Source organism: Sorangium sp. So ce185, from assembly GCF_051526825.1.
GTDB classification, from domain to species: domain Bacteria; phylum Myxococcota_A; class Polyangia; order Polyangiales; family Polyangiaceae; genus Sorangium; species Sorangium cellulosum_D.
In genome coordinates, this window is sequence record NZ_CP150316.1 from 2,254,225 (window position 1) to 2,276,183 (window position 21,959).

The 21,959-nt window shown below is 70.2% G+C and carries 18 protein-coding genes and 1 pseudogene; 13 read left to right on the forward strand and 6 right to left on the reverse strand.

All coding sequences use genetic code 11. The features are described from left to right. The first annotated feature begins 68 nt into the window (after positions 1 to 68). Positions 69 to 1,607, forward strand: a complete 1,539-nt coding sequence (locus WMF26_RS08295; RefSeq protein WP_437999872.1) for a PLP-dependent aminotransferase family protein — start codon at positions 69 to 71, stop codon at positions 1,605 to 1,607. A gap of 68 nt (positions 1,608 to 1,675) precedes the next feature. Here WMF26_RS08295 and WMF26_RS08300 read toward each other — a convergent pair. After that, positions 1,676 to 1,861, reverse strand: a pseudogene (locus tag WMF26_RS08300) (SDR family NAD(P)-dependent oxidoreductase); the annotation flags it as partial. Positions 1,862 to 2,252: 391 nt separating this feature from the next. Between WMF26_RS08300 and WMF26_RS08305 the strand changes: the two are divergent. The 3 genes from WMF26_RS08305 to WMF26_RS08315 all read left to right on the forward strand — a co-directional run bounded on the left by WMF26_RS08305 (position 2,253) and on the right by WMF26_RS08315 (position 6,203). Then, positions 2,253 to 2,750, forward strand: coding sequence for a DUF3943 domain-containing protein (locus WMF26_RS08305; RefSeq protein WP_437999873.1), 498 nt, complete (start codon positions 2,253 to 2,255; stop codon positions 2,748 to 2,750). A 213-nt stretch (positions 2,751 to 2,963) separates the two neighbouring features. Continuing rightward, a complete protein-coding gene (locus WMF26_RS08310) occupies positions 2,964 to 4,280 on the forward strand; it encodes a serine/threonine-protein kinase (RefSeq protein ID WP_437999874.1) in 1,317 nt (438 codons plus the stop codon). A gap of 102 nt (positions 4,281 to 4,382) precedes the next feature. After that, positions 4,383 to 6,203, forward strand: a complete 1,821-nt coding sequence (locus tag WMF26_RS08315) for a hypothetical protein (RefSeq protein ID WP_437999875.1) — start codon at positions 4,383 to 4,385, stop codon at positions 6,201 to 6,203. 292 nt (positions 6,204 to 6,495) lie between these two features. Here WMF26_RS08315 and WMF26_RS08320 read toward each other — a convergent pair whose 3' ends face one another. The 3 genes from WMF26_RS08320 to WMF26_RS08330 form a co-directional block, all read right to left on the reverse strand. After that, the gene (locus WMF26_RS08320; protein ID WP_437999876.1) at positions 6,496 to 8,034 is read right to left on the reverse strand and encodes a hypothetical protein; all 1,539 of its coding nucleotides are present in this window, start codon (positions 8,032 to 8,034) and stop codon (positions 6,496 to 6,498) included. Positions 8,035 to 8,063: 29 nt separating this feature from the next. Beyond that, entirely contained in the window at positions 8,064 to 9,611 is a 1,548-nt protein-coding gene (locus WMF26_RS08325; RefSeq protein ID WP_437999877.1) for a hypothetical protein, read from the reverse strand. Between the two features lie 89 nt (positions 9,612 to 9,700). Next, the gene (locus WMF26_RS08330) at positions 9,701 to 10,822 is read right to left on the reverse strand and encodes a PEGA domain-containing protein (RefSeq protein WP_438002388.1); all 1,122 of its coding nucleotides are present in this window, start codon (positions 10,820 to 10,822) and stop codon (positions 9,701 to 9,703) included. A 229-nt stretch (positions 10,823 to 11,051) separates the two neighbouring features. Between WMF26_RS08330 and WMF26_RS08335 the strand changes: the two genes are divergently transcribed. The 7 genes from WMF26_RS08335 to WMF26_RS08365 all read left to right on the forward strand — a co-directional run bounded on the left by WMF26_RS08335 (position 11,052) and on the right by WMF26_RS08365 (position 17,777). Then, complete coding sequence (locus WMF26_RS08335; protein ID WP_437999878.1) at positions 11,052 to 12,140, forward strand: RNA polymerase sigma factor; 1,089 nt, start codon at positions 11,052 to 11,054, stop codon at positions 12,138 to 12,140. A gap of 74 nt (positions 12,141 to 12,214) precedes the next feature. After that, positions 12,215 to 12,862 (forward strand): sigma-70 family RNA polymerase sigma factor, encoded by a 648-nt coding sequence (locus tag WMF26_RS08340; RefSeq protein WP_437999879.1) that lies wholly within the window; start codon positions 12,215 to 12,217, stop codon positions 12,860 to 12,862. Positions 12,863 to 12,906: 44 nt separating this feature from the next. Continuing rightward, positions 12,907 to 13,308, forward strand: coding sequence for a hypothetical protein (locus tag WMF26_RS08345; RefSeq protein WP_437999880.1), 402 nt, complete (start codon positions 12,907 to 12,909; stop codon positions 13,306 to 13,308). Between the two features lie 85 nt (positions 13,309 to 13,393). Continuing rightward, entirely contained in the window at positions 13,394 to 14,752 is a 1,359-nt protein-coding gene (locus WMF26_RS08350; protein ID WP_437999881.1) for a hypothetical protein, read from the forward strand. A 378-nt stretch (positions 14,753 to 15,130) separates the two neighbouring features. Next, complete coding sequence (locus WMF26_RS08355; RefSeq protein ID WP_061625997.1) at positions 15,131 to 15,673, forward strand: YkgJ family cysteine cluster protein; 543 nt, start codon at positions 15,131 to 15,133, stop codon at positions 15,671 to 15,673. 443 nt (positions 15,674 to 16,116) lie between these two features. Next, entirely contained in the window at positions 16,117 to 16,296 is a 180-nt protein-coding gene (locus WMF26_RS08360; RefSeq protein WP_437999882.1) for a hypothetical protein, read from the forward strand. 605 nt (positions 16,297 to 16,901) lie between these two features. Then, positions 16,902 to 17,777, forward strand: coding sequence for a trypsin-like serine peptidase (locus tag WMF26_RS08365; protein ID WP_437999883.1), 876 nt, complete (start codon positions 16,902 to 16,904; stop codon positions 17,775 to 17,777). Positions 17,778 to 17,890: 113 nt separating this feature from the next. Here the strand turns inward: WMF26_RS08365 and WMF26_RS08370 are convergent, their stop codons facing one another. Further along, positions 17,891 to 18,157 carry a hypothetical protein gene (locus tag WMF26_RS08370; protein ID WP_061625996.1) on the reverse strand — a complete coding sequence of 89 codons (267 nt, stop codon included), beginning with the start codon at positions 18,155 to 18,157 and terminating at the stop codon, positions 17,891 to 17,893. Between the two features lie 296 nt (positions 18,158 to 18,453). Between WMF26_RS08370 and WMF26_RS08375 the strand changes: the two genes are divergently transcribed. Together WMF26_RS08375 and WMF26_RS08380 are read left to right on the forward strand one after the other, a co-directional pair. Further along, entirely contained in the window at positions 18,454 to 19,977 is a 1,524-nt protein-coding gene (locus WMF26_RS08375) for an isochorismatase family protein (protein ID WP_437999884.1), read from the forward strand. Beyond that, positions 19,974 to 20,690: a glutathione S-transferase family protein gene (locus tag WMF26_RS08380; RefSeq protein WP_437999885.1), complete on the forward strand. Its 717-nt coding sequence runs from the start codon at positions 19,974 to 19,976 to the stop codon at positions 20,688 to 20,690. The genes WMF26_RS08375 and WMF26_RS08380 overlap by 4 nt, the downstream gene beginning before the upstream one ends. A gap of 68 nt (positions 20,691 to 20,758) precedes the next feature. Here the strand turns inward: WMF26_RS08380 and WMF26_RS08385 are convergent, their stop codons facing one another. Continuing rightward, complete coding sequence (locus WMF26_RS08385) at positions 20,759 to 21,604, reverse strand: hypothetical protein (protein WP_437999886.1); 846 nt, start codon at positions 21,602 to 21,604, stop codon at positions 20,759 to 20,761. Between the last annotated feature and the right edge of the window lie 355 nt (positions 21,605 to 21,959).

Sequence of the window (21,959 nt, forward strand, 5' to 3'; positions counted from 1 at the left end):
GGCGGGCTCCTCGTCGACACCGTGACCCGGATCTGGCACCCTGGAAAGTGCCACGGCGGCCGGTTTCGATGGTGCCAGCGCCCCACAGCTCCCACGCCCCCCACGCCTTCCTCCGCCTGGAGCGCGGCGCGCCGGCGACGCTGGCGGCGCAGCTGGTCGAGCAGCTGCGCCGCGCCGTGCTCGAGGGCGTCCTGCAGCCCGACCACCTGCTCCCGTCGTCGCGCGAGCTCGCGCGGGAGCTCGGCGTGTCGCGCAACACCGTCGCCGCGGCGTACGAGGCGCTGGCCGCGGACGGCACGGTCCTGGTCCGCGCGCGCCGGGCGCCGGTCGTGGCGCACGTGCCGGTGCGCGCGGGGGGGCAGAGCGCCGCCCGCGCCCAGCCCGCGGCGGCCCCGCCGCGGCTGTCCCGGAGCGCGCGGCGGCTCGCGGCGGTGGTGCCTCCCGACCGGCTCGACGCGCTCCTCGGCGGCCGGCCGCGCTCGCGCCCGTTCGGCGTCGGCCTGCCGGACCTCGATCTGCTCCCGTGGCGCATCTTCGAGCGGTGCCTCGCGCGCCGCCTCCGCTCGATGTCGGCCGAGGGCGCGCTCCACCACGATCCGCGGGGCGCGCTGCTGCTCCGGCGCGCGGTGCTCCACCATGTCGCGGTGGCCCGCGGCGTGCGCGCGACGGTCGAGCAGGTCTTCATCACGGAGGGCTCCCAGGGCGCGCTGGACCTCTGCTGCCGCGCGCTGCTCGACCCGGGCGACGCCGCGTGGGTGGAGGCGTCGGGGCCGCTCGCCCTGCGCGCGGCGGTGCGCATGGCGGGCGCCCGGCCGATCGCGATCCCGGTCGACGACGACGGGCTGCGGGTGCACGTCGGGGCGCGCCGGGCGCCGCGCGCGCGGGTCGCGTTCGTGTCGCCGGCCTCCGCGTTCCCCTCCGGCGCGCGGCTCACGCTGCCGCGGCGCATCGAGCTCCTGTCGTGGGCCGGCGGGGCGGGGGCGGTGATCGTCGAGATCGACTACGAGGGCGAGCTGCGGTTCGACGGCTCCCCGCTGCCGTCGCTGCTCGGCCTCGACGTCGAGGGCGTGAACGACCGCGTGATCCACGTGGGATCGTTCAGCCGCTCGCTGTTCCCGGGCCTGCGGCTCGGCTTCATGATCGTGCCGCCGGCGCTGGTGCGCGCGGTGGCCCAGGTGCGCGCGGCGTCGACGCGGTCGCCGCCGTACCTGCTGCAGGCCGCGCTCGCCGACTTCATCGACGAGGGGCATTTCGCGCGCCACCTGCGGAAGCTGAAGCAGGCGACGCGGCGCCGCCGCGACTTCTTGCTCGCGGAGCTCGGGCGCGTGCTGCCGGCCGCGGTGCGGGTGCGCGCGCCCGCGGGCGGCTCGGTGCTGACGCTGGACCTGCCCGAGGGCTCGGACGACGCGGCGATCGTGAAGGCGCTCGCGGCGCGGGGCGTGGACGCGATGCCGCTCTCGCGCGGCGCGGCGGGGCGCGCCAGCGCGTCGCGCGCGCCGGGGCTGATCCTGGGGTTCGGCGCGCACGCGGAGCCCGCGCTGGCGGAGGCGGCGCGGACGCTCGCGGCGGTGGTGGGCGAGGCGATCGGGGCGGGCGGGCGGCGGTGAGGGGGGCGGTTGACCGGGCCGAGGGCGCCGTCGACGGTCTGGAACAGGCGCACGACGTCGTCCTCGGCGCTCACGTCGGCGGCGATCGCGAGGGCGGCGCCGCCGCGGCTGCGGATCTCGTCGACGACCCTGGCGGCGGCGCCCGCGTCGCGCAGGTAGCTCACGGCGACCGCGTAGCCGCGCCGCGCGGCGAGCAGCGCGGTGGCGGCGCCGATCCCGCGGCTGCCGCCCGTGACGATCATGATCCCGGCCATGGCGGGAGGTTAGCGCGGGTCGGCGGCGAGGACGGCGCGCCGCCGGGGTCGCCGGCGAGAGCCGCGCGTCGCCGGGGTCGCCGGCGCGCTAGACTCGCGTCCGGCCGCCGTGCTCCTCGCGCGCGCCGCGCCCGCTGTCTTGATGGCATCGATCCGCCTTTACGCCGCCGCAGTCCTCGCCGTCCTCTCGTCCGCGTGCGCCGGCCCGGCCACGACGGCTCCGCCGGCGGCGGCTCCGCCGGCTGGCTCGGCCGCTCCGCAGGCGCCCTCGGTCGCTCCGCCGGCCGGCGCGGCTGCCCCTCCGTGGCGCGCGCCTCGGGCCGGCGCGCCCGGGGCGCGGCCTGGCGCCGCCGCGGCCGCGGGCGCGGAGCCCGCCTGGACGCCGCCGATCGTGCACACGCTGGCCGTGTTCACGGTGACCCGCAGCGTGGAGGCGGTGCTGTGGCCCGATCCGTTCGCCGACTTCCGCCTGGAGCGCTGGGGGTACCACTACGGCGAGGCGTTCACGAAGCCGCCGCTCTTCGACGCCGATCAGCCCGCCTTCCGGTGGGATCACGACCCGTGGCCGATCAACGTGATCGGCCACGGCCTGCTCGGGAGCGAGATCTACTTCAGGGCGCGGAGCTGCCGGTTCGGCGTGCCGGCCGCGGTCGCCTTCGCCATCGCCGGCACCCACCTCTGGGAGTACGGCTACGAGGCCAACGGCGTCCGCCCCTCGGCGCTCGATCTCGTCTACACGCCGCTCGCCGGGGCGCTCCTCGGGGAGCTCCGCTATGCGACGTGGCGCGCGGCGGGGGGGATCGAGAGCGCGCCGGCGCGCGTGCTGGTGCGCGCGCTCATGGATCCGTTCGGCGAGATCGAGCGAGGGGTCGGGGTGTTCGACTGCTAGACCCTGCGCACAGTCGACGGCGACGTGCGGCCTGTGGACGGCCCTGTTATATTGCCCGAACTGAGCATCTGCTAGGGTCCAGTCTAGGGACCTATGCGCGGCAGAGGCTGGCCGATCGACCCACAAAGGTGACAACCGCCGCGGTCACCGTTACCATTCTGCGTGGACAAACGATCCGTTCGCCGGTATCGTCGTCTTTGGGAACCACACTCTATGGCTGTGAAGATTAAGAAGCCGTACCGCCTTAGCAAAGTACCACTTGGAGTTGGCGGTCAGGGCCGCGTGATGAAGGCTTATCATCGCGACAGCGGTGAGGTCTTTGCCCTGAAAGAGCGAAATGGGGATCCGCAGTCGGGGCCGCGTCTACGACGCGAGATCGAGGTTCAGCGGTCTGTCGCGCACCCGCACGTCATGCCTATCATTGAAGTTGCTCCCGACCAGAGCTGGTATGTTATGCCCCTTGCGTCGGGGAATCTGGTGGAACTCATTGGCTCGCTCGACGAACCGGGGCTTCGACGAGTAATCGATCAGGCCGCTCAGGGGCTCGGAGCAGCTCACGATCTGGGCTATGTGCATCGAGATGTTACTCCGATGAACATTCTAGCTCTTCCAGATGGCCACGGTTACCGATGGGTTGTTGCAGATTGGGGGTTGGTACGTCAGCCGCACGGCAAGACTACTACGATCCGAACTCCTGGCGGCGCTCCGCTGGGTGTGGAGGGTTTTGCGGCGCCAGAGATGTGGACCGATGCCCACAATGCGGATCGTCGCGCAGACATCTACGGTCTTGGCCGAGTCGCCGCGTGGGCACTGACCAAGACATGGCCAAGCCCGAACATTCCGCTTCTTCCCGCTACAGGGCCGTGGCGTCTTCTCCTTCAACGAGCCACCGCCCTCGACCCCGTGGACCGTCCGCAGACGATGTCGGAGTTCCGCGAACTGCTCGCGAAGCTGCCGACGGACCGCGAGCCGAGCTCAGCAGAAAGAGCGACGGCGCTGCTTGAGAGGCTCGAAGACGACCCGCACAACGTCGCCATCGTTGTGTCGCTTATTACGCTCATTGTGGATAATCCATCGGACTCTGACCTATGCTTCGACCACCTTGGCGAGCTTGACTATACGCAGCTCGAAGTACTGGTTAAGGCCGACGCTACTCTCGCCGGAAGGGCGCTCGGGGTGATGCGTGAGCAGCTGCTACGAGGGAAGTGGGGCCATCGCAATTTCAATGAGGCTAGTGTCTACCTGCGATGGCTACATAACCTTGCCAGGATCGCGCAAGCTGTAAAGAGTCCTCGACTCTTGGAGGATGCCGCCGATGCGCTCTTTGCTGCGGAGGCTCACTGGTCTCGTTTCGATCAGCGTAGGGCGACTCGAGGCTGGTTAGAGAATCTATCGGGCAGCGATGCGAAGCTAGTCGCAAACGCGCTCTCGATGAATGCCAAAGCCGTTGAATGGTACCTGGACGAGGGATGGAGCCCCAGCCCCCGCAGCGAGGATATTAGAAGAGCGCTTACCAGGCCTGTAAGCTGACGCATCTAGCGAGCGGCTGCCGCCGGCCGCGCTTCGCACGGCGTCAGAGGCTCAGGGCGATACACTGGGATCCGGCCGACTTGGAGGTGCGCCGTGTCACGTGTGGGAGTCTTCGTTCCGGTGTCGGCGATCTTCCCGGAGGTGGCCTCCGATTTCGCCATGTTCTGCTCGCTCGTGCGTAGTTTGAGCCGCACCGATACGCTGTTCTGGTGCGCGCGGCTGAACCTCCTTGTATCAAATCCAGAGAATAATAATCACATTGACAAGCAAGAGTACGCGATCCGGCTCTTCTTTGATGACGAAGAGATCAGGCGTCTCAACAGCTTCGCCACCGAGCACGGGGGCGCTGATGGAGTTTCGGTCTTCCTTCGAGCCCAGCTCCTGGAACTGATCCGTTGGACGTGTCTCCTCGCGGAGGATCACCCCGACGACGGCAAGACTTTCGAGGATCCGGCCGTCCGGCGACGATTCGTGCAGGCGGCCATGATTGCCAGTGATATCTGGGCGACCCGGATCTACGAGGGAAGGCTGCTCTCTACTGGGAACGTATCGGAGGATCGTCGGCGTGCAATGGCTGCCATGCGCCAGGGAGTGTCCGCGAACACGCTGGCAACCGAGCTAATGCAGGTGCTTGCTCGAGGTGTCTCGATCTACTGCGAATCGTTCCAGCGAGGTTATAAGGACGCTGACCGTGAATTTTATGCGGCAACCGGCCTCACCCTGGAGCAATACATGGCATGTCTGTGCGCAATTACGATCCACTTCGCGAGAGTCGCTCCAGAGAGTGCTCAGCAGAATCCCGGGATTTTTAGCATAGAGGCCATCAAGAACGGTCTTTCTGCTGAGATGGCTCTTGCAATAGATCGTTACATAAATCTCGAGTCGCAGACGGCTGACGACCTCAGGGCTGCATTATGGGGTACAGGCCATGCGGATCGCTTGAGCGGCGCAGAACCGTTCGACCATACTCCGCTGCGGGAGCGGCCTATCTTTCGTACTGCAGACGGCCGCGCTATCATCTTAGACCAGGTATTCTTTGGTGACAAGACCTCCGTTGGACCTCTGTTTGCGCTGGTGAAGGCTGTTCATGCTAGTGGCGGACGAAACCGAGTTAACACGGTATTCGGGGCCTTCGGTGCAGCGTTTGAGTCGTATGTTAATGAGCTTCTCCGGAAGATGTATCCACCCCTTTCGGCGCCGTTGCTCGATCGTTTTACGTGTAATCCCCACGGAGTAACGAAGAGCGGCGATGATGTCGAGGTCGCTGATGCCTTGCTGCTCTACATAGACGAAGCGGTGCTATTCGAGACCAAGGGTGTTTTTGTCCGGGAGGACGCGACCCAACACGACGGCATCGATGCTTACCTAATTGAGCTTCGCAAAAAATATGGTGTCGGCGCCGGCGGGCCGAAGGATCGGCGAGCGAAAGGGGCGGGACAACTTGCTAAGTCTATCCACCGACTTGCTGAGAGAGAGCTGACGTTGGCGGTTCCCGACTGGAAATGGGTGCGCATCGTGTACCCCGTGCTTGTCGTCTACGACACCGCGCTCAGTTCGCCGGGACACGCAGAGTTCTTCCAGGAGGAGTTCGCACGGGCACTAGAGCCTGATGATACGTTTGCCAGCGGCTACATGAGGAAGGTATCGTTGAGGGTGGCACCGCTGACGGTGATGACCATCGAAGATCTGGAGGTCCTCGAATCATCGGTCCGAAATTTTCAGCTTGTCGATCTTCTGAAAGACTACGCTTGCACAACTCGAGGAGGAGTTCGCATGAGCCTTCGCGATTTTATGGCCAGCGTTCAAAATAAGTACAAATTCATCCACAGTAAGGAGCTTGCTGACCGAGCGATCAAGGCGCTAGAGGAGACTGGGCGAGCGTTGTTCCCTGAGATCAATTTCCCGAACGGGGAGACCTCATGAGCTCCACCGCGAGTCGCGCGTTGGGGTTCATGCCGTTTCCTGCGCGGCGAGGCTACCCAGATGTTGCAAGAGCCATCTCGGTGTCAAGTCGCAGACATCCTGATTATGATCGGATACTCGATGGGCGTGCAACTTCGCCCAAATGCAAGCTCGCGATGACAAGCAGCGCCGTCAACGCAGGCTTCGCCGCCTCGGTTGCCAGCGAGCGAAGATCCCGGGTCACGCTACGGAGGACCCTCTTGGACGCTTGTGCTCGCCTTAGCTCACCGCGTTCTCCTGATGTGCGCTGCTCCTACTCAGGAAAACGAAGCGTCTCGACAGCGGCCCCGTCCTCCCCCTTGATCGCATTGCCGGCCCAATCCCAGCTAGTGCCGCCCTTGCCCGGAGGTCCGAGCTCGTAGGTGACGCCCTCCAGCGTGAGCTGATCCTCGTCGAGATAGGCGACGCCGATCGAATCCCCGCCGCGCCCAGGCCCGCCGTAGCCGCCGTCGCCGCCTCGGCCACCGTTGCCCCCTTCGCAGGCCCACGTGCCGTCCCCCACGGCGCCGCCCGGCGCTCCTCGGCCGCCTTTGCCGCCTTCCTCGGGCGGCCCTCCCTCGCCGCCCTGACCCGCGCCGAGCGTCCTGATCAGGGTGTCGCGCACGGTCAGCTTGGCGTGGAGCGCGACGATGCCCATGGTCGGCTCCCCGTTCTCGCCTCCTCGACCGCCTCGGCCGCCGCAGCCCCCGGCCGCTCCCGAGCCGCCGCCTGCGCCTCCCCTGGAGGCCACGCCACACGCGGCGAGCCCGCCGCGACGCCCGCCGCCGCCGCCGCCGCCCTGGCCCGGCATGCCCCTGCCGCCGTCCCCTGCCTTGTCGCCCACCCACCCGGTCTCGGTGATGCGCCCGATACCCTTGCCCGGGGCGCCAATGGCGCCCGCCGCCCCGTACATCCCATCAAACCCCTGCTCGCAGTTGATGCCTGTCACGTCGCCGTCGCCTCCCCGTCCTTTGACCGGGTCGGACGTCGCACGCGGTTGCCCGTCGTCGCCGTCGCCAGCGCCGTCGGGGAGCCCGTCGCCTCCCTTGCCGCCGACGCTCGGGATTCCGCCCTCGCACGGGTTCAGCACGGCCGGGCCGCCAGGGACGCTCTCCCCCGAGCACGCGTCGCCGCCGTACATGCCATGGGCGCCGTCCGCCGCGCGGTTCAGCCCGGGCCACGCCTCGCCCTTGCTGCCTGCCCATCCGTAGGTTGCCTTGATCTCGCTTCGAAGGATCTCCACCACGGTGTTGGACTGAACGTGCACCGCGATCTTGTCAGCCGCCCACATGCGCAGGTCGGCGAGCGTCGACACCCCGTCTGCGGCTCCCGTGTCGCTCGAGCCTGCCGGCTCGACCGTCACCACGGGATCGGAGTTCGTTCTCACCTGAAGGAAGGACACCTTGTTGTCGTGATCGCGATGCCAGAGCCAGCAGTTGAATCCCCCGAACAGATCCACGCCGGAGGGCAACCTCACGTTGCCCTCGAAGCCGTCGCTGCAGATGAACACGCGCCCCCGTCCGCGGCGCGCGAGATCGACCGCACGTTGCACGGAGAAGACCGGCTCCGCCTTCGTGCCGGGGTTCTTGTCGTCGCCCCCGCCGGCGAGCCCGGCGACGAACACGCCGCAGCCGTCATCGAGGATGTCGGCGGCAAGGTGCTCAAGGCAGACCGCCTCCGCTGGCGGCTCGTCCTGGCAGGAGGTACCAACGCAAGGCGTTCCGGCGGGATCATTCACGTCTGGTGCAGTTCCGCAGCCGGTCGCCCACGGTGACAACATGATAACCAGGGCAGCGGCGGTCGTCTTCTTCATGGGAGTATCCTGAGGTAACGCACGGCGGTTCATCGAGGTGACTCCGAGTCGGGGGCATCGAACCTGTACCAGAACGTCGCTTGCCCCGCCTCGCCTGAACCTCTCTTGTCATCGGGGGCTGCATTGCCTGCGAGGCCGCCCTCCCCAGGCGTTCCGGGCAAGACGGTCGCATCGAGCGCAAGCGCCACGGACGCGCCCACGGAGGCGATGCCGAACGAAGGGCCACCGAGGCCACCACCGGCATCGCCTCCGCTCCCGCCGGGACCTCCAATGCCGCCGTCGCACGCGGGCCATAGCCCGTTGAACGGATGTATCCCGCCTTGGCCACCGGAACCGCCCCAACCCCCCAGCTGGCCCGTGCCGCCCACGCCTCCGCGTCCACCGGTGCCCGCGAGAACCTCGCTGGCCTCGACCGTCAGCGCGCTCCCCTGCAATGCAACGATCCCGATGCTCGCGCCCCCGTACCCGCCGCCTTTGCCGCCGCGCCCGCCGCAGCCACCGCTCCCCCCTGAGCCGCCGGCCGCGCCGCCCTGGGCTCGGCCTATGGGACACGCGCCCATGTCGCCTCGCGACTTGCTGCCGCCTCCGCCGCCCCCGGCTTGTCCGACGCCGCCCTTCTTCCCATCGTCCCCGCGGACGCCGATCCATCCATCGATGCCGAGGTGGCCAACACCGACCGCGCCGCCAGCGCGGCCGCCGTCGAGCCCGTTCTTGCCGCGTTCGCCATCCACGCAAGGCGCGCTCGCCGCGCCGCTGCCTGCACGCCCCCAATCCTCATCATTCTCCACGGGGACCGGCTGCCCTGAAGAGCCGTCGCCCCCCGAATCGAGCCCCCCGTAGCCTCCGTACCCGCCGATGGACTCGGTGCCATCGTCGCACACCGTCACGACCGGCAGGGCACCCGGCGTGAACTCCGCCGTGCAGGCGTTTGCGCCATCGTTGCCCAGCACCCCGTCCCGCGCGCGGACGCTCGGCGCGTCCTCTCCCGCTTCCCCGTCCGTGCCAGCGCGCGCGATGATCTCGCTCGAGCGCACGATCGCCTTGGCCCCATGGCTCAAGATCATCGCGATCGACGATTTGCCGTCGCTCGCGGACCCATCGGCCGCTACGACGCGCACGCCGAAGACCATCGACGTGTCCTCCCCCTGGAGCACCCGCACCGGCACCCCCACCGGCGGCGCGATGGTGGTCAGCTGATTCGGCCCGTCGAACGACCACCCATACGACCACTCGCCGCCGTCACACAGGCGACCCCCCCACAGGTCGACCCCCGCGGGCAGCGTGATCGCCTCCTCGAACGCGCCGCCGCAAGCGTACACGCGCCGGGTCGGCGCCTCGCCGCCGCCTCGCCCGCTCGCGGCGAGCCCGACCGCGTGCTGCAACGTCTTCACCGGCGCGCCCTTCGTGCCGGGGTTCTCGTCGTTGCCCTGCTTGCTGACGAACACCCCGCACTCGTCGAGCGCCGGCGCTGTGGCGGGCTCTCCCGCGCAACGGTCGGGCGGAGGCTCCGGATCAGGGGCGCACGCCGCCACCTCCCAGCAAAGGTCGGTGTAAGCGCACGCCGTCAGTGTGCTCACCGCGCTCCACGCGCAGAGGGCGACGGCCACGGCGGACGTCGCAGCGCTCCGGCCTTCCTGCGAACGAATCCCCTCAGCGCCTCGGCTCCTCACCACAGGCCCCCGATCCACACGCCCGTCTCTCGCCCGGTCGCCATGGGCGCGACGTGGATCCCATCCTGAGTCGGCGCGAGCCCCAGGAAGGAGAAGTCGATGAAGAACGACGCCGCGGTCAGGGCCCCGATCACGCCACCGGTGATGACCAGCGCAGTCCCCACGCCGGCGGAAAGGTTGCGCGCGTCTCGCAGGCGGACCAGGTCAGCGCACGGGGAGTATGGCGGCGCTTGCCAGCACATGGACGAGCTCGACGTCGAATCACGCGTGAGGCCATCTCGTCGCTCGCGCAGATCGCCATCGAGCTTGCTGGCCCTGATCATGAAGACGCCGCCCCCGAGCACCGTGCCCGTGGTGACGGCGATTCCCGCGACGCGCAGCGCCCCTGGCCAGGAAGCCCACGGGCTGGCAGGGCGTGCCTTTCCGTGAGACACGGGCGAGGCGCTCGCGGCCCTCGGCGCCTCCTTCCGTGATGCCGCCGAGTCCTCCTTGGAGCTGCTCAACGCCGCGCGCGGCAGTTGCATCGAGATGTTGTACTCCGTTCCGGCGACGGCGCCGAACGACTGGAACGCCTCCTCGCGCCCCGGCGCCCGGGCCCGCACCATGTGCTGGCCGGGCTCGAAGAACAGCGCGTAGGTCCGTGCGGTGCGGCCGATCGGCTTGCCGTCGACGAGCACCTCGGCGTCCGGCGGATTGATCGAGAGATAGAGCTTCGCGACGTGCGGCGCCGCCTTGCGCTGCCCCTCCTCCAATCGTTTCTGCAGCGCAACCGGCAGCGTTTCACGCTGCTCGAGGCTCCACGCCAGGTGCTCGGCCGCGTCGCGGTACTTGCGCAGCGCGAGCTCACAGAGGCCGAGCTCGCCGGCGATCTCCGCGCGCTCTCGCTCCGTGCTGGACGCCGGGGCCGCTGCTTCGAAGGCCGCCTTGTACGCGGCATACGCGTCGGTCCACCGTCCCGCTTCGCGCGCTCGCCGGCCACGGCGAACATGGTCCTTTGTCGTGGAACCGTCGCTCCGCCCCTGCGACGGGTGCTGTTCCTCTGCGCCGGCCTCACGGGTCAAGCCCGTCGAGGCGCCAAGCGCCAGCAAAATGAGAAGCAGGTGCACACGACAAACCATCCAGGGACGGTACTTACGCCAGGCGCTCTGCGTCAATCGGCACAAAACGCCGAATGCCGCGCTGTGGGCGAGAATCTGTGGCCGGATGACGGAAGGACCCATCTGTTCCGTGAGTCGGTGATCTTGTAGCCCGACAGCGTGTGGCATGTTGTGCTACACTGTCCGACCAAATTGATCTCATCCGTGCACTTTGCTGACCCCGAAGGCCCCCCTCAGGTGTGCTACCGGCGTGGGCAAGCCATCGGGCATCTCGCGCAGCTTCGAGCTCTTCCGTCGCATCGCGAGGCGTTGCGGTGTGCCTGCGCGAAACGCCGACGACGTAGCGCAAGACGCGCTCCTGCGCGGGTTGGAAGCGGATCAGAGGATCGAGCCGGGCGGGGATGCAGCGCCGTACCGTGTCACGATCGCCTGCAACCAGGCTCGCAACCATGTGCGCGATGCGCGCCGCCGGGGAGAGGTTCTGACGTCGTTCGACGAGCACGAGATCCGGGCCGAGTGCCCGACGCCAGAGGAGCTCCTTCGCACTCGCCAGCGGGAAGAGCTGATGCGCCGCCTCATTGGCCAGATCGACCCGAAATACCGGGACGTCCTCATCAAGCACGACCTCGAGGGCATCCCGCTCGCCCAGATCGCCGCGGAGCTGAGTCTTCACCCGGAGGCCGTGAAGACGCAGCACCGTCGCGCACGCGAGCAGCTGGAGGCGGCGACGCAACGCTGGAGAGCGAAGCAACGCTCGCGCGGATGGGACGACGCTGCCTGTGTCGCTCCGCTCGGGCTCTACCGTCGCCAGGGGTGGATCAGCTCTCTGGGCCGCTGGAGCCTGAGGGTCTTGGTTCAGGGCGCGACCTTCGCGCTCACGAGCGCGATCGTCGCCGCGGTGACGTCGCCGTCGGGCCTGGAGTCGTGGTTGAGATCGGCGATCGGTAGCCGCTGGACTGAGCTGACTGAGCAGGCGCCGGTGCCGCTCCCAGCGGAGCCGCGCGGCGAGCAGGCGGGGACGCCGACCGCTGTGTCCTCAGGGAAGGACAGGGCGCCTCTCTCCGAGGATCGAGGCGGCAGGCAGGCTGGCGCTGGAGCGAGCGCGACATCCGCGCCCTCGAGCGCGACAGCTCGTCGTGCCTCGCCCCCCGCGACATCCGCGCCGCCACCCATCAGCGCGCGCGAGAGGAGCCTGATCACCCGCGCCCGCAGGGCCCTCGAGGCCCACACCGCGGAGGCGGACCTCGAGGCACGCCAGCTGCTCGATGCCCACGCGCGGGAGTTCCCGCGAGGGAGGCTCGCCGCGGAGCGCGAAGGGATGCTCAGGCAGCTTCGCTGAATCGTCGGCTGGCCATCAACAGCGAAGCACGCGGTGACGCCGGTAGCACGGAGAATGCCCGGGGTGGTTGAGCCATGTCTCGTCAATCCAATGAAGACGAGCGCGCAGCGGCGCACGCGCGCCTGTTTTGCCCGACGCTGGTTCGTGCGGTGCTGCGCTGGCTGGAGAAGCTGGGCGTCCCTCTACGCCATCGTGGCGACGTCGCAGGCCAAGTCTGGCTGAGCGCCTGGGAGAGCTGGCCCAGGTTCGATCCGAAGCGGGGCAGGCCGGAACACTGGTTGAATGCCATCACCGTACACGTCGCCTCGCACTACCACGAGCGCGCGCAGCACCGCAGGGAGGAGTTGGTCGATCCGATCGAAGTGCTCGATCCGGCGCCCGACGCCGCTGCTGTGATGGAGCGCAGCGACATGACGGCCGGCGCCATCGAGGCCGTGAACGACCTCGATCCGCAGCTGCGCTTCGTGCTCGTCGCCCACGATCTCAACGGAGTCTCGATGGTCCAAATAGCCGAAGACGTAGGGATACCTGTCTCTACGCTTTACAGGAGGCGCGCAAAGGCCATCGGTGCGCTTCGTGACGCCATGGCTCTGCGGGAGGCCAGGGAGAACCACGCAGCATGCGTGGCGCGCCAGCGGCGCCGAGACGCGGACGCGAACCTCCTCGAACGCCGGCGCCTTGGCGACGCGCACCTTCCCACATCGACCCAGAGCTCGCCGTAAGCGGCCCTTGACTTCGGGCTCGCCTTGCGACCTCCTGGTCTCTCATGAGCGATTCGAGCGAGCGCCACCCGGTGCGCGTGATCCCCGTCGACGACTACCGCCTGACGGTGGAGCGCAGCGATCACCGCTCGTGCATCCGGCTGGTCGATCGCGCCGGCGCGGAGCCGCCGCGGATCGAGCTGCGGCCCGAGGGGCCGGTGCTGGTCCTCGGCAGCGGCCTCTCGATCGCCGTGGCCGGCGATCTGCAGTTCACGGCCGAGCGCGTGGCCATCCACGCCCGCGAGGGCATCGAGCTGCACAGGGGCGGCGACACGGTGCTGCGCAGCGAGGGCGATCTGGTCAGCGAGGCGCGCGAGCAGCGGCTCAGCGCCCGGCGCGGCGACGTGCGGGTCGAGGCCAACGGCGACGTGAAGCTGCTCGGGGAACGCACCCGGCTCAACTGCTGAAACGGCCGCCCAGCCGGGGCCGCTGCGCCCCGATACAGCGCGGGGGCCTGGCCGGCGCGCCTGCCACCCTCGGAGGAGCATCGGCGTGAGCGACGTCAACAACCGCATCGCAGGAGGCTTGAAGCGGCGGCCCTGGATCGGCGTCGCGCTCGGGCTGATCGCCGGCGTCACGCTCGGCGTGCTCTCGGTCCGGGCGTGGCAGCGGGTGGCGGCGTTCGGGGACGCGCCGGTGCGGCTCAGCGCGGCGGAGGCGCTGCGCCGCGCGCGGACGGAGGCTGTGTGGGTGGAGCTGACCGACGCGCAGTTCTCGTGCGAAGGGAGCGCGGAGCTCGCGGGCACGCGGTACGGTCGTCTGCTCGCGCCCTCGCTCGGCGAGGTCGTGGCCCTGGTGAGCGCGGACGGGCCGCTGTGTCCGCCGCCCGGCCAGCCGCTCACGGGCGCCTTCGACGCGCCGACGGGCCGACAGCGCTCCTTGCTGGTGGACCGGGGGCTGCCCGAGGCGGCCGACGAGGACGCGCTCGTGCTGTCGCTCGGGGACGGTCCACGCAAGGCGCGCGTCGATGCCTGGACCTTGCTCGGCCTCGCCGCGATGTGCTTCGCGGTCGGGTTCCTGGGCTTCGTCATCCGCCGCGCCGACGCGCAGGCCGCGCGGCGGGCCGCGGCCGCCCTGCCGCTCGCGGAGCTCCGGCGGGGCCTCGACCGGGGCGCGCTGCGCCTCCGGCCGCGCTATCTCCTGATCGCCCTCGCGAGCGTGGTCCTCCTGGCGCCGCTCAACGGCGCGCTGATGGCGATCGCCGGCGTGGGCGCGGTCCAGATCGCGCGCGACGTGCTCGCGCAGCCGGGCCGCTGGGCCGCCGCGGAGCCGGTCGCCGTCGACGGCCTCGTCTCGGTGGCGCCTCACGGCCACACCGCCTGGACCGACGACTATCTCACCGATGTGGTCGTGAGCTTTCGCGCCGACGGCGAGGAGCAGGAGGTGAGCTACCTGGTCGCCTGGGCGCCGGGGGTGTTGCCGGACATCGAGGTGCGGAGGAGCGGAGGCGAGCTCATGACGAGCGCGGAGCCCGCCCTGAGGACACCGCGGCTGCTGATCGCGGCGGGGAGCGCGGGGTTCGCCGCCGTCCTGCTGGTGCTGGGCGTCAAGCTGGTGGGCGAGACCTGGTCGAAGCTCCGCGCGCTGCGCCGCGCTGCGAGCTCCCCCGAAGTCGTGCTGCTCCCGTTGCGCGACCTCCGGGAGAAGCGCCACAACGGCGTCGTCGTTGGATGGGAATGCGAAACCCTGAACGCGCAGGGGGAGGTGCGCCGCGAGGAGTTCAGTTACCGCGATCCTCCCGCGCTCGACGACGCCGGGGCGCACGTGCTCGCCGTCCGCCCGCGCGGCGCGCCGGGCGCCGAGCCGATCGTGGTGGCCATGGACGGCTATCCGTTCCGCATCGATCCCTGAAGCAGGGGCGAGGTCGCCCGAGCGCGCTGCCTCGGTCCCGCCCGGCGCTCCTGGGCGGCGGGGCCGGGGCGATCGTGCGCCCTCCTGGCCGCGCCAGGGACAGCGGCTCGCCCGCCCGGGTGTCCCCGGCGCGTCCCCCCGTGTCCCTGCCAGCGGCCGCGGTGTCCCTGGCCCGCTCGCTCGTGTCCCTGGCGCCGGCGTCCATGTCCCTGGCGGCAGCTCCCTCGGTCGTGTCCGGCGCGGCCCTTGTCCCAGCCGGCGCGGCCCTTGTCCCAGCCGGCGCGGCCCTTGTCCCAGCCGGCGCGGCCCTTGTCCCAGCGGGACGATTCCCTGTCCCTGGCGAGGGCGCCGGGGGGCTCGGGTGCTAGAACCCGGCGCGTGACTCCCCAGCCGCTCGATCGCCTCCGCGAGCTCTTCGCCAAGGTCGACGCGTTCTTCGCGAACGCGAGCGCGCGCCACGGCGGGCGGATGGCGTGCGCGACGGGGTGCAGCGACTGCTGCCGGCGGCGGTTCTCGGTGACGTCGATCGAGGCCGACGCCCTCCGCGAGGCGCTCGCGGCGCTCCCCGAGGCCGATCGCGCGGCGCTCGCCGGCCGCGCGCGGGCGGGCGATCCCGGCGTGTGCCCGGCGCTCGACGGGGAGGGGAGGTGCGCGCTCTACGCGGCCCGGCCGCTCATCTGCCGCACGCACGGCCTGCCGATCCGGTTCGCGCCGTCCGGCGGGCGCGCGCTGCCGGTCATCGACGCCTGCCCGAAGAACTTCGTGGGAGAGGACCTCGATGCCATCGAGGCGTCGTCGGTGCTGGACCAGACGACGCTCTCGACGGTGCTGGCCGCCCTCGACATGGCGCACGCCGACGCGGCCGGGCGGCCGCGCGGGCAGCGCGCAGCGATCGCCTCGGTGCTCTCGGGCGAGGGCTGACGCGCCCCCGGCGCGCCACGTCATTGGTCGCCTGTCCCAGCGCCGGTCAGGCCTCCTCGTCAACGACCGTTGACGAGGAGCAGGATGGGGCGGAGTGGCCAGGGCGCCGAGCACGTTGAAATTCGGCGATAACCGATCCGTTCGCAGGAAAGCGCCGGGCAGTGCTCAAAATTGAACATGAAGGCGGGAAGGCGGGAAGAAAAGATCAATGATCTTCCCCCTTCATGGGAACTCTCTCCGGCAAATTTGAGCACCACCAAGCGCCGGGGGCGTTCCTTGTTGCCCGGCTCGCCTCGTGCTCCGCTGGCAAACGCATCGCGGGCAGGGCGCCCGCGCGTGCGTCAGCTGCGGAGGGACCAAGGGATGAAGCAGGGAGATACGACGAGCCGAAGCGCACCGTCCTCTCGGACGCTCCAGCGCGCCATGGCGGATGTCCCGGAAGCGTGGAGTGCGGGCAGGAGGACGGCCTGCCGCTCCTGGTTCGCCAGGTCGGCGGGACCGTCGAGCTCCATCGCTTCGATGGCGTCTGCGGCCTCAGCCCCGTGGGCTGGAGATACTGCATCTGGGGCTCCGACGGGACGCTCACGGAGGGCCCCTCCTCCTGCGCGTGCGCGTGCCGCTAGAACACCGACGTTGATCGATCCCATCCGGTCACGCGTGGCACGCGTGGCACGCGTGCCACGCTGGCACCGGGTGGCACCGCGGCAGCAACGGCAGCTCGACGGCGCCGGGCGGGGACGGCAGCGAAAGGAGCGACGGCGCCGGGGACACGGCGCCGACACGGGGCGCAGGCGACGGCGAGGGCGGCGCTGCGAGAGGCGGCGCGGCGCGCAGAGGAAGCTCCGTCAAGCAACGCCAGAGGAATGATCCAGCGACGCTCCTCGAGCCGCAGCGCTCCTGAGCTGGCGCGCTCGTTGCAACCTGTCTTGAACGTTGCTCTTCACCCGATCCACCCCATGGCGGTGTCGTGATCCAGGAGAACACGAGCGCTCCTGGATCGAGCGTATCCCATGAGGGTCCCGATGCCGCAGCCGGAGATCCCCTCCGAACGAGCGTCAGGGGCATCGATGTGGCCGCACTAGAACTCCAGGAATCAGGGTCACGGGCTTCGGCGACGAACACCGTGTGGCGCTCTGCGTGCCACGAGCCCTGGAGCGAAAACCAGATACTTCGACTGAAAGTGAGACGACGAGCGATGAACAACGAGAATTCGAGAGGCTGTCGCGAGGTGGGCGGACTTCGGTTCGCATGGGCTCGCGCGGGCGCGGGCGGCGCGCTGCTCGCTCTGGCGACGGCGGCGTGCGGCGTCGCGGACCCGAGCGACGGCGTCTCCGACGAGCCGATCGAGACCAGCGTGGAGGCGATCCGCGCCGGCACGGAGGGCGGCGGAGTCGGCGTCGTCGAGATCGGAGGCTGCACGGGCACGCTGATCGGTGAGCACATGATCCTCACCGCGGCTCACTGCTTTGACGACCAGCTCGGCACGGCGCTGACGGGCCTCGTGAGCACCAGGGTCAACTACGCGGACACCGGGACGACCTGGAGATGCATGACAGGCGCTCCCTCGAACGGCAAATGCACTGTGGATCGCGAGGTCTACGTGAGGCGCTTGCAGCACGGCTGGGCGTCGGGCTCCGACCTGGCCGTCGTGTTCACCAAGGTGCAGGGCGGCTCCTTCAGCAACGTGACCATCAACGACGCCGCCATCGGCGTCTATGCGGGGACCCTGAGCTCTTCGGAGTCCTATACGTTCTACGGGCGAGGCTATTATCACTACAATGGCACAGGCGCGGGGGTCATGCGCTACATGAAGGATTCGTTGAACTACCTGGCCAGCGACTACTTCCTCACGGACGCGGACGAGGTCCGGATTTGCAGGGGCGACTCGGGCGGCCCGTATTTCCGCGGAAACGGCAACTGGGTGTTCGGCGTGCAGTCCAACGCGGATCTGTCGTCCGAATGCGCCCAGGTCGGCGAAGAAGTGCGGGGCACGCGGCTGACCCCGACCCGGATCAGCAACATCAACAACTGGCGCGCCCTCGAGGGGCTCCCGGCGTGCACGACGTTCTCGAGTACGATCACCGATCGCTGGGTCTGTGATTGAGTGACCGCTGACCCGGTGGCGACCGCAGAAATCGCTCGGCGCCAGCCCGCGGGACTGCGGCCGGGCACGGCCGGCATGGACGCGCGGACCGCTCCGTGGGGGGGAGTGACCGCTCACGCCTCCTTCAGGAACGTCATGTGGGGCAGCTTGGCGCTCGGGTCGTCCCGGTGGATCTCGGCGTGGACCCTGCTGATGAGCTGCTTGCAGTGGCTCAGGTCGTCGACCCGGAGGAGGAACAGGATGTCGCCGGGATCGTCGTCGTTCGTCCAGACGTGCTCCAGGTGCATCCCCTGTTCAGCGTGGCTGGCCGCGTCGGCCGCCAGCTGCTGCTTGACGTCCTCGAGCGTGGCGCCGGTGAGCCTTGCCAGTACGTGAGCCATGTTCAGACCTCCTCAGGGTGGTGAGCCAAAGGCGCGCCGCACGGGGGCCGTGCGGCCAGGCGCGGGGGGTTCGATCGGGATCCCCCGTGGGTGTAGCCGAACCGGGAGTCCGGCGGGGGCGCTTTTTCATCGAATCGCGCCCTGATGAGGCCGCAAGCGCCGACGCGAGCTGCCCTCCAGGAAAGCGCCGGTAGCTTCACCGAGCCTCCGCGCGCCGACGCGGCCGCCTCGCGGCGCGTCGCGCGCCGCGGCGCTTGGTCGATCGACCGACGAGGTGGTACCAGGAGGTCAAGGACGTGAGAGAGCGGCCACACCCCAACGACCCGGCGCGCACGGCGCTGCTCGTCATCGACATGCAGAACGACTTCCTCGCGGAGGGGGGCGCGTTCTCGAAGCGGCACTGCGATCCGCATCAGCTCGCCCAGAGCGTGGCCTGGCTGGTGCGCGCCGCGCGCGCGCAGGGGCGCGCCGTGGTGTGGGTAACCTCGGCCTACGGCGAGATCGACGCGGCCCCGGACGCGCTCCGCGGGCAGACGCACACCGACGGCGCGTGCTGCGCCCGCGGCACGTGGGGCGCCGAGCTGTTCCCGGCGCTCGCCCCGGTGCGCGCCGAGCGCCCGGCGGGGGCCGCGGACTGGCACGTCGAGAAGCGCTGGTATTCGGCCTTCCGCGACACCGATCTGCGCGCGCGGCTCGAGGAGGCGGGCGTGACCGCGGTGATCCTGTGCGGCGTCGCGACCAACGTGTGCGTCCTCGCCGCCGCCCGCGACGCGCGCCGGCTCGGCTTCGAGGTCGAGGTCCTCGAGGACGCGACCGCGGCGAGCACCGCGGGCAAGCACGCCGCGGCGCTGCGCGAGATCGAGGGCCTGGGCGGCCGGCGCCGCCGCTGGGCCGACGTGCTCTCGGACGGGCCCGGGCCGGTGTGCGTCGCCGGCATCGGCGCGGGCGGGACGGCGCTGTGGTGCGGCGCCCTCGACGAGCGCCTCGCGGGCGGCGCGGGCGCCTTCGAGGCCGTCGAGCGCGAGGTCGCGTGGACCACGATGCTCCACCGCGGCGGGGAGGTGCCGCGCCTCGTCGCGATCCAGGGCGAGCGCGCGCCCGACGGCGCCGTGCCGCTCTACCGCCACCCGGTCGACGAGCAACCGGAGCTTGGCGCCTTCACCCCCGCCGTCGACCGCATCCGCAGGGAGGTCGAGCGCCGCGTCGGGCACCCGCTCAACCACTGCTTGCTCCAGCTCTACCGCACCGGGCGCGACTGGATCAGCGAGCACTCCGACAAGACGCTCGACCTCGTGCGCCCGTCGTTCATCGTGAACGTCTCGCTCGGACGACGGCGCACCATGGTGCTCCGGCCCAAGCGCGCCGCCGAAGGGGATGCCGTCCAGAAGGTCCCTTTGCCGCACGGCTCGCTGCTCGTCATGGACCTGGAGACCAACCGCCGCTTCTATCATGCCATCCGGCAGGAGGGCGACGCGGAGGGCGAGGACCAAGCGTCGCGGATCTCGCTCACCTTCCGGCATATCGGCACGTTTCACGATCCGGCGACCGGGGCTGTCTGGGGCGTCGGCGCGCCCGCCGCGGATCGCGCCGAGGCCGAGGCGCGCGCCCGGGCCCGGTCCGCGCTCGCCGAGCCGGAGCGGGAGGCCGCGGAGCGCGCCGAGGCAGAGCGGATGCTCCAGCTCTTCCGCGCCGAGAACATCGACGCCGACTTCGACGCCGCCGCGTACCGCGCGGGCTTCGAGGCGCTCAATTTCCGCACGTTGCAGGAGCCCGGAGGCGACCGATTCCGCACGTTGCAGGAGCCCGGAGGCGACCGATGAGCGCGCAGCGGGCGGTGTATTTCGTGAACGGCTCGATCTCGAGCTGGCGCGTGCTCCTCGCCGTTCGCGAGAAGGGCCTCGCCTTCGAGCCCCGCCGCCTGCGCGTGATGCGCGAGCCCCGCGAGACGCGCGCCGCGGAGTTCCTGGCCCTCAATCCGCGCGGCCAGGCCCCGGTGCTCGTCGAGCCCGACGGCACCGTCATGAACGAGTCGCTGGCGATCCTCACGTACCTGGAGATGCGGTATCCCGACCCGCCGCTCCTCCCGCCGCCCGCCGAGCCCGGCGCGCTCGCTCGCGCGCTCGCCTGGGCGCAGGAGTCCGAGGCCACCGCGTGCGTCTACGACCCGCTGGAGAGCCTCTTCGAGGCCGGCCCGGACGCCCTGTCGCCGGACCGGCGAGCGGCCATCGCGGGCGCGCTCTCGGGCGTGGAGCGCGAGCTCGCGCTGTGGGAGGCGCGGGCCCAGAGGACACGGTTCATCGCGTCGGACGCCTTCACGCTCGCCGACTGCGCGTTCTACCCCGTGCTCGCCTACATGCGGCGGCGCGGGCTGTCGCTCGCCGGCCATCCCGCGCTCGACGCCTACGAGCGCCGCGTGTGGGGCCGCCCCTCGGCGGTCGCCTCGTACCCGGAGGGCTGGTCCCACGACAGGGCGCGCCCCGATCTGTTCGCCAAGGCGCGCGCGCTCGCCGCTCCGGGGATCTCCGGGAGCTGACACGCGCAGGGCTCGCCCGTGCCCCGAGCGCGGGGCGTTTGCTCAGGGCGCGGGCGCGGGGCGTTTGCTCAGGGCGCGGGCGCGGCGCTGACGATGTACTCGACCGCGAGGCCGAAGTTGCAGCCGCCGCTGATGTCGTAGTTCTTGAGATAGCGCTCGTTGGTGACGGTCAGCCCGTCGACCTCGGCGCTCTCGCCGTTCGCGATCGAGACGGCGGGCTCGCCGTCGACCTCCACGGTCATCGCGTGCTCCTCGTAACCGCAGTGACTGTCCTCTCTGTAGCACGCGGGCTCGCCGTCGCTGATGGTGAGCCCGATGGGATCGTTCTCGCCCACGGCCACCACGAGCTCTCCGTCCCGCTCGACGCGAATGCGGGTGATGAGCTCTCCCCACTCGAAGAGCTGGGAGGAAGAGACGTCGACGTCGAGGAGGTCGCCCACGGCCACGGCGCTCGCCGCGAAGCCCGGGACCGTGAAGCCGAGGGTGAGCGTCTTCCCGGTCTCGTCGGCGAGGTCGATCATGACTTCGGGCGCGGCGCGTCCGATGTTCCCCGAGTTGGTCGTGCAGACCTCGTCCGGGGCGGGCGGGCGCACGGCCGTCACCGTGCCGGAGAACGCGAGCGTCCACGGCACGAGCTCGTCCTCCCGGTCCGGGTCGTCGAGGTCGATGCACGCGAAGACCCTGGGCTCGTGCGCCTCACAGGCAGGTCCGCCGCCGGGGCCCGTGCCGCCGGTGCCGCTTCCGCCGGCGCCGGTGCCACCTGGGTCGCTGCCGCCGGCGCCGGTGCCACCTGGGTCGCTGCCGCCGGTGCCGGTGGTGCCAGTGGTGCCGGTGGTGCCGGTGGTGCCGGCGCTCGTGCCGCTGTCGTCGTTGAGCTCGACGCGGCACGCGGCGAGGCTGACGAGGAATGTCATGAGGGAGGCAAGGAGAGGCAAGCTGGTTCGATGGCGCATCCCTTCACCGGGAGCACACCATGTGCCAATCCGGACACTGTGCCGCTGGCGCTGGTCTTTCCCGTGCGATTCAGCAGAGATGGCCGGCCCGAAGGTCCACGAAAGGCCGAGGCTGGCCGGGTCCTCACTGTGCCATCTTGAGCAACTCGGCGCGTCCGCGGGTGGTGGCCGGATTCGAACATGAAGGCGGGAAGGCGGGAAGAAAAGATCAATGATCTTCCCGCCTTCATGTGAATCACTCCGGGGCGAGTTGGGCCACCACCCGTCCGCGAAGGTGGATCATGCGCCAGCCGACGCCGGACCCCCTGGTCACGCG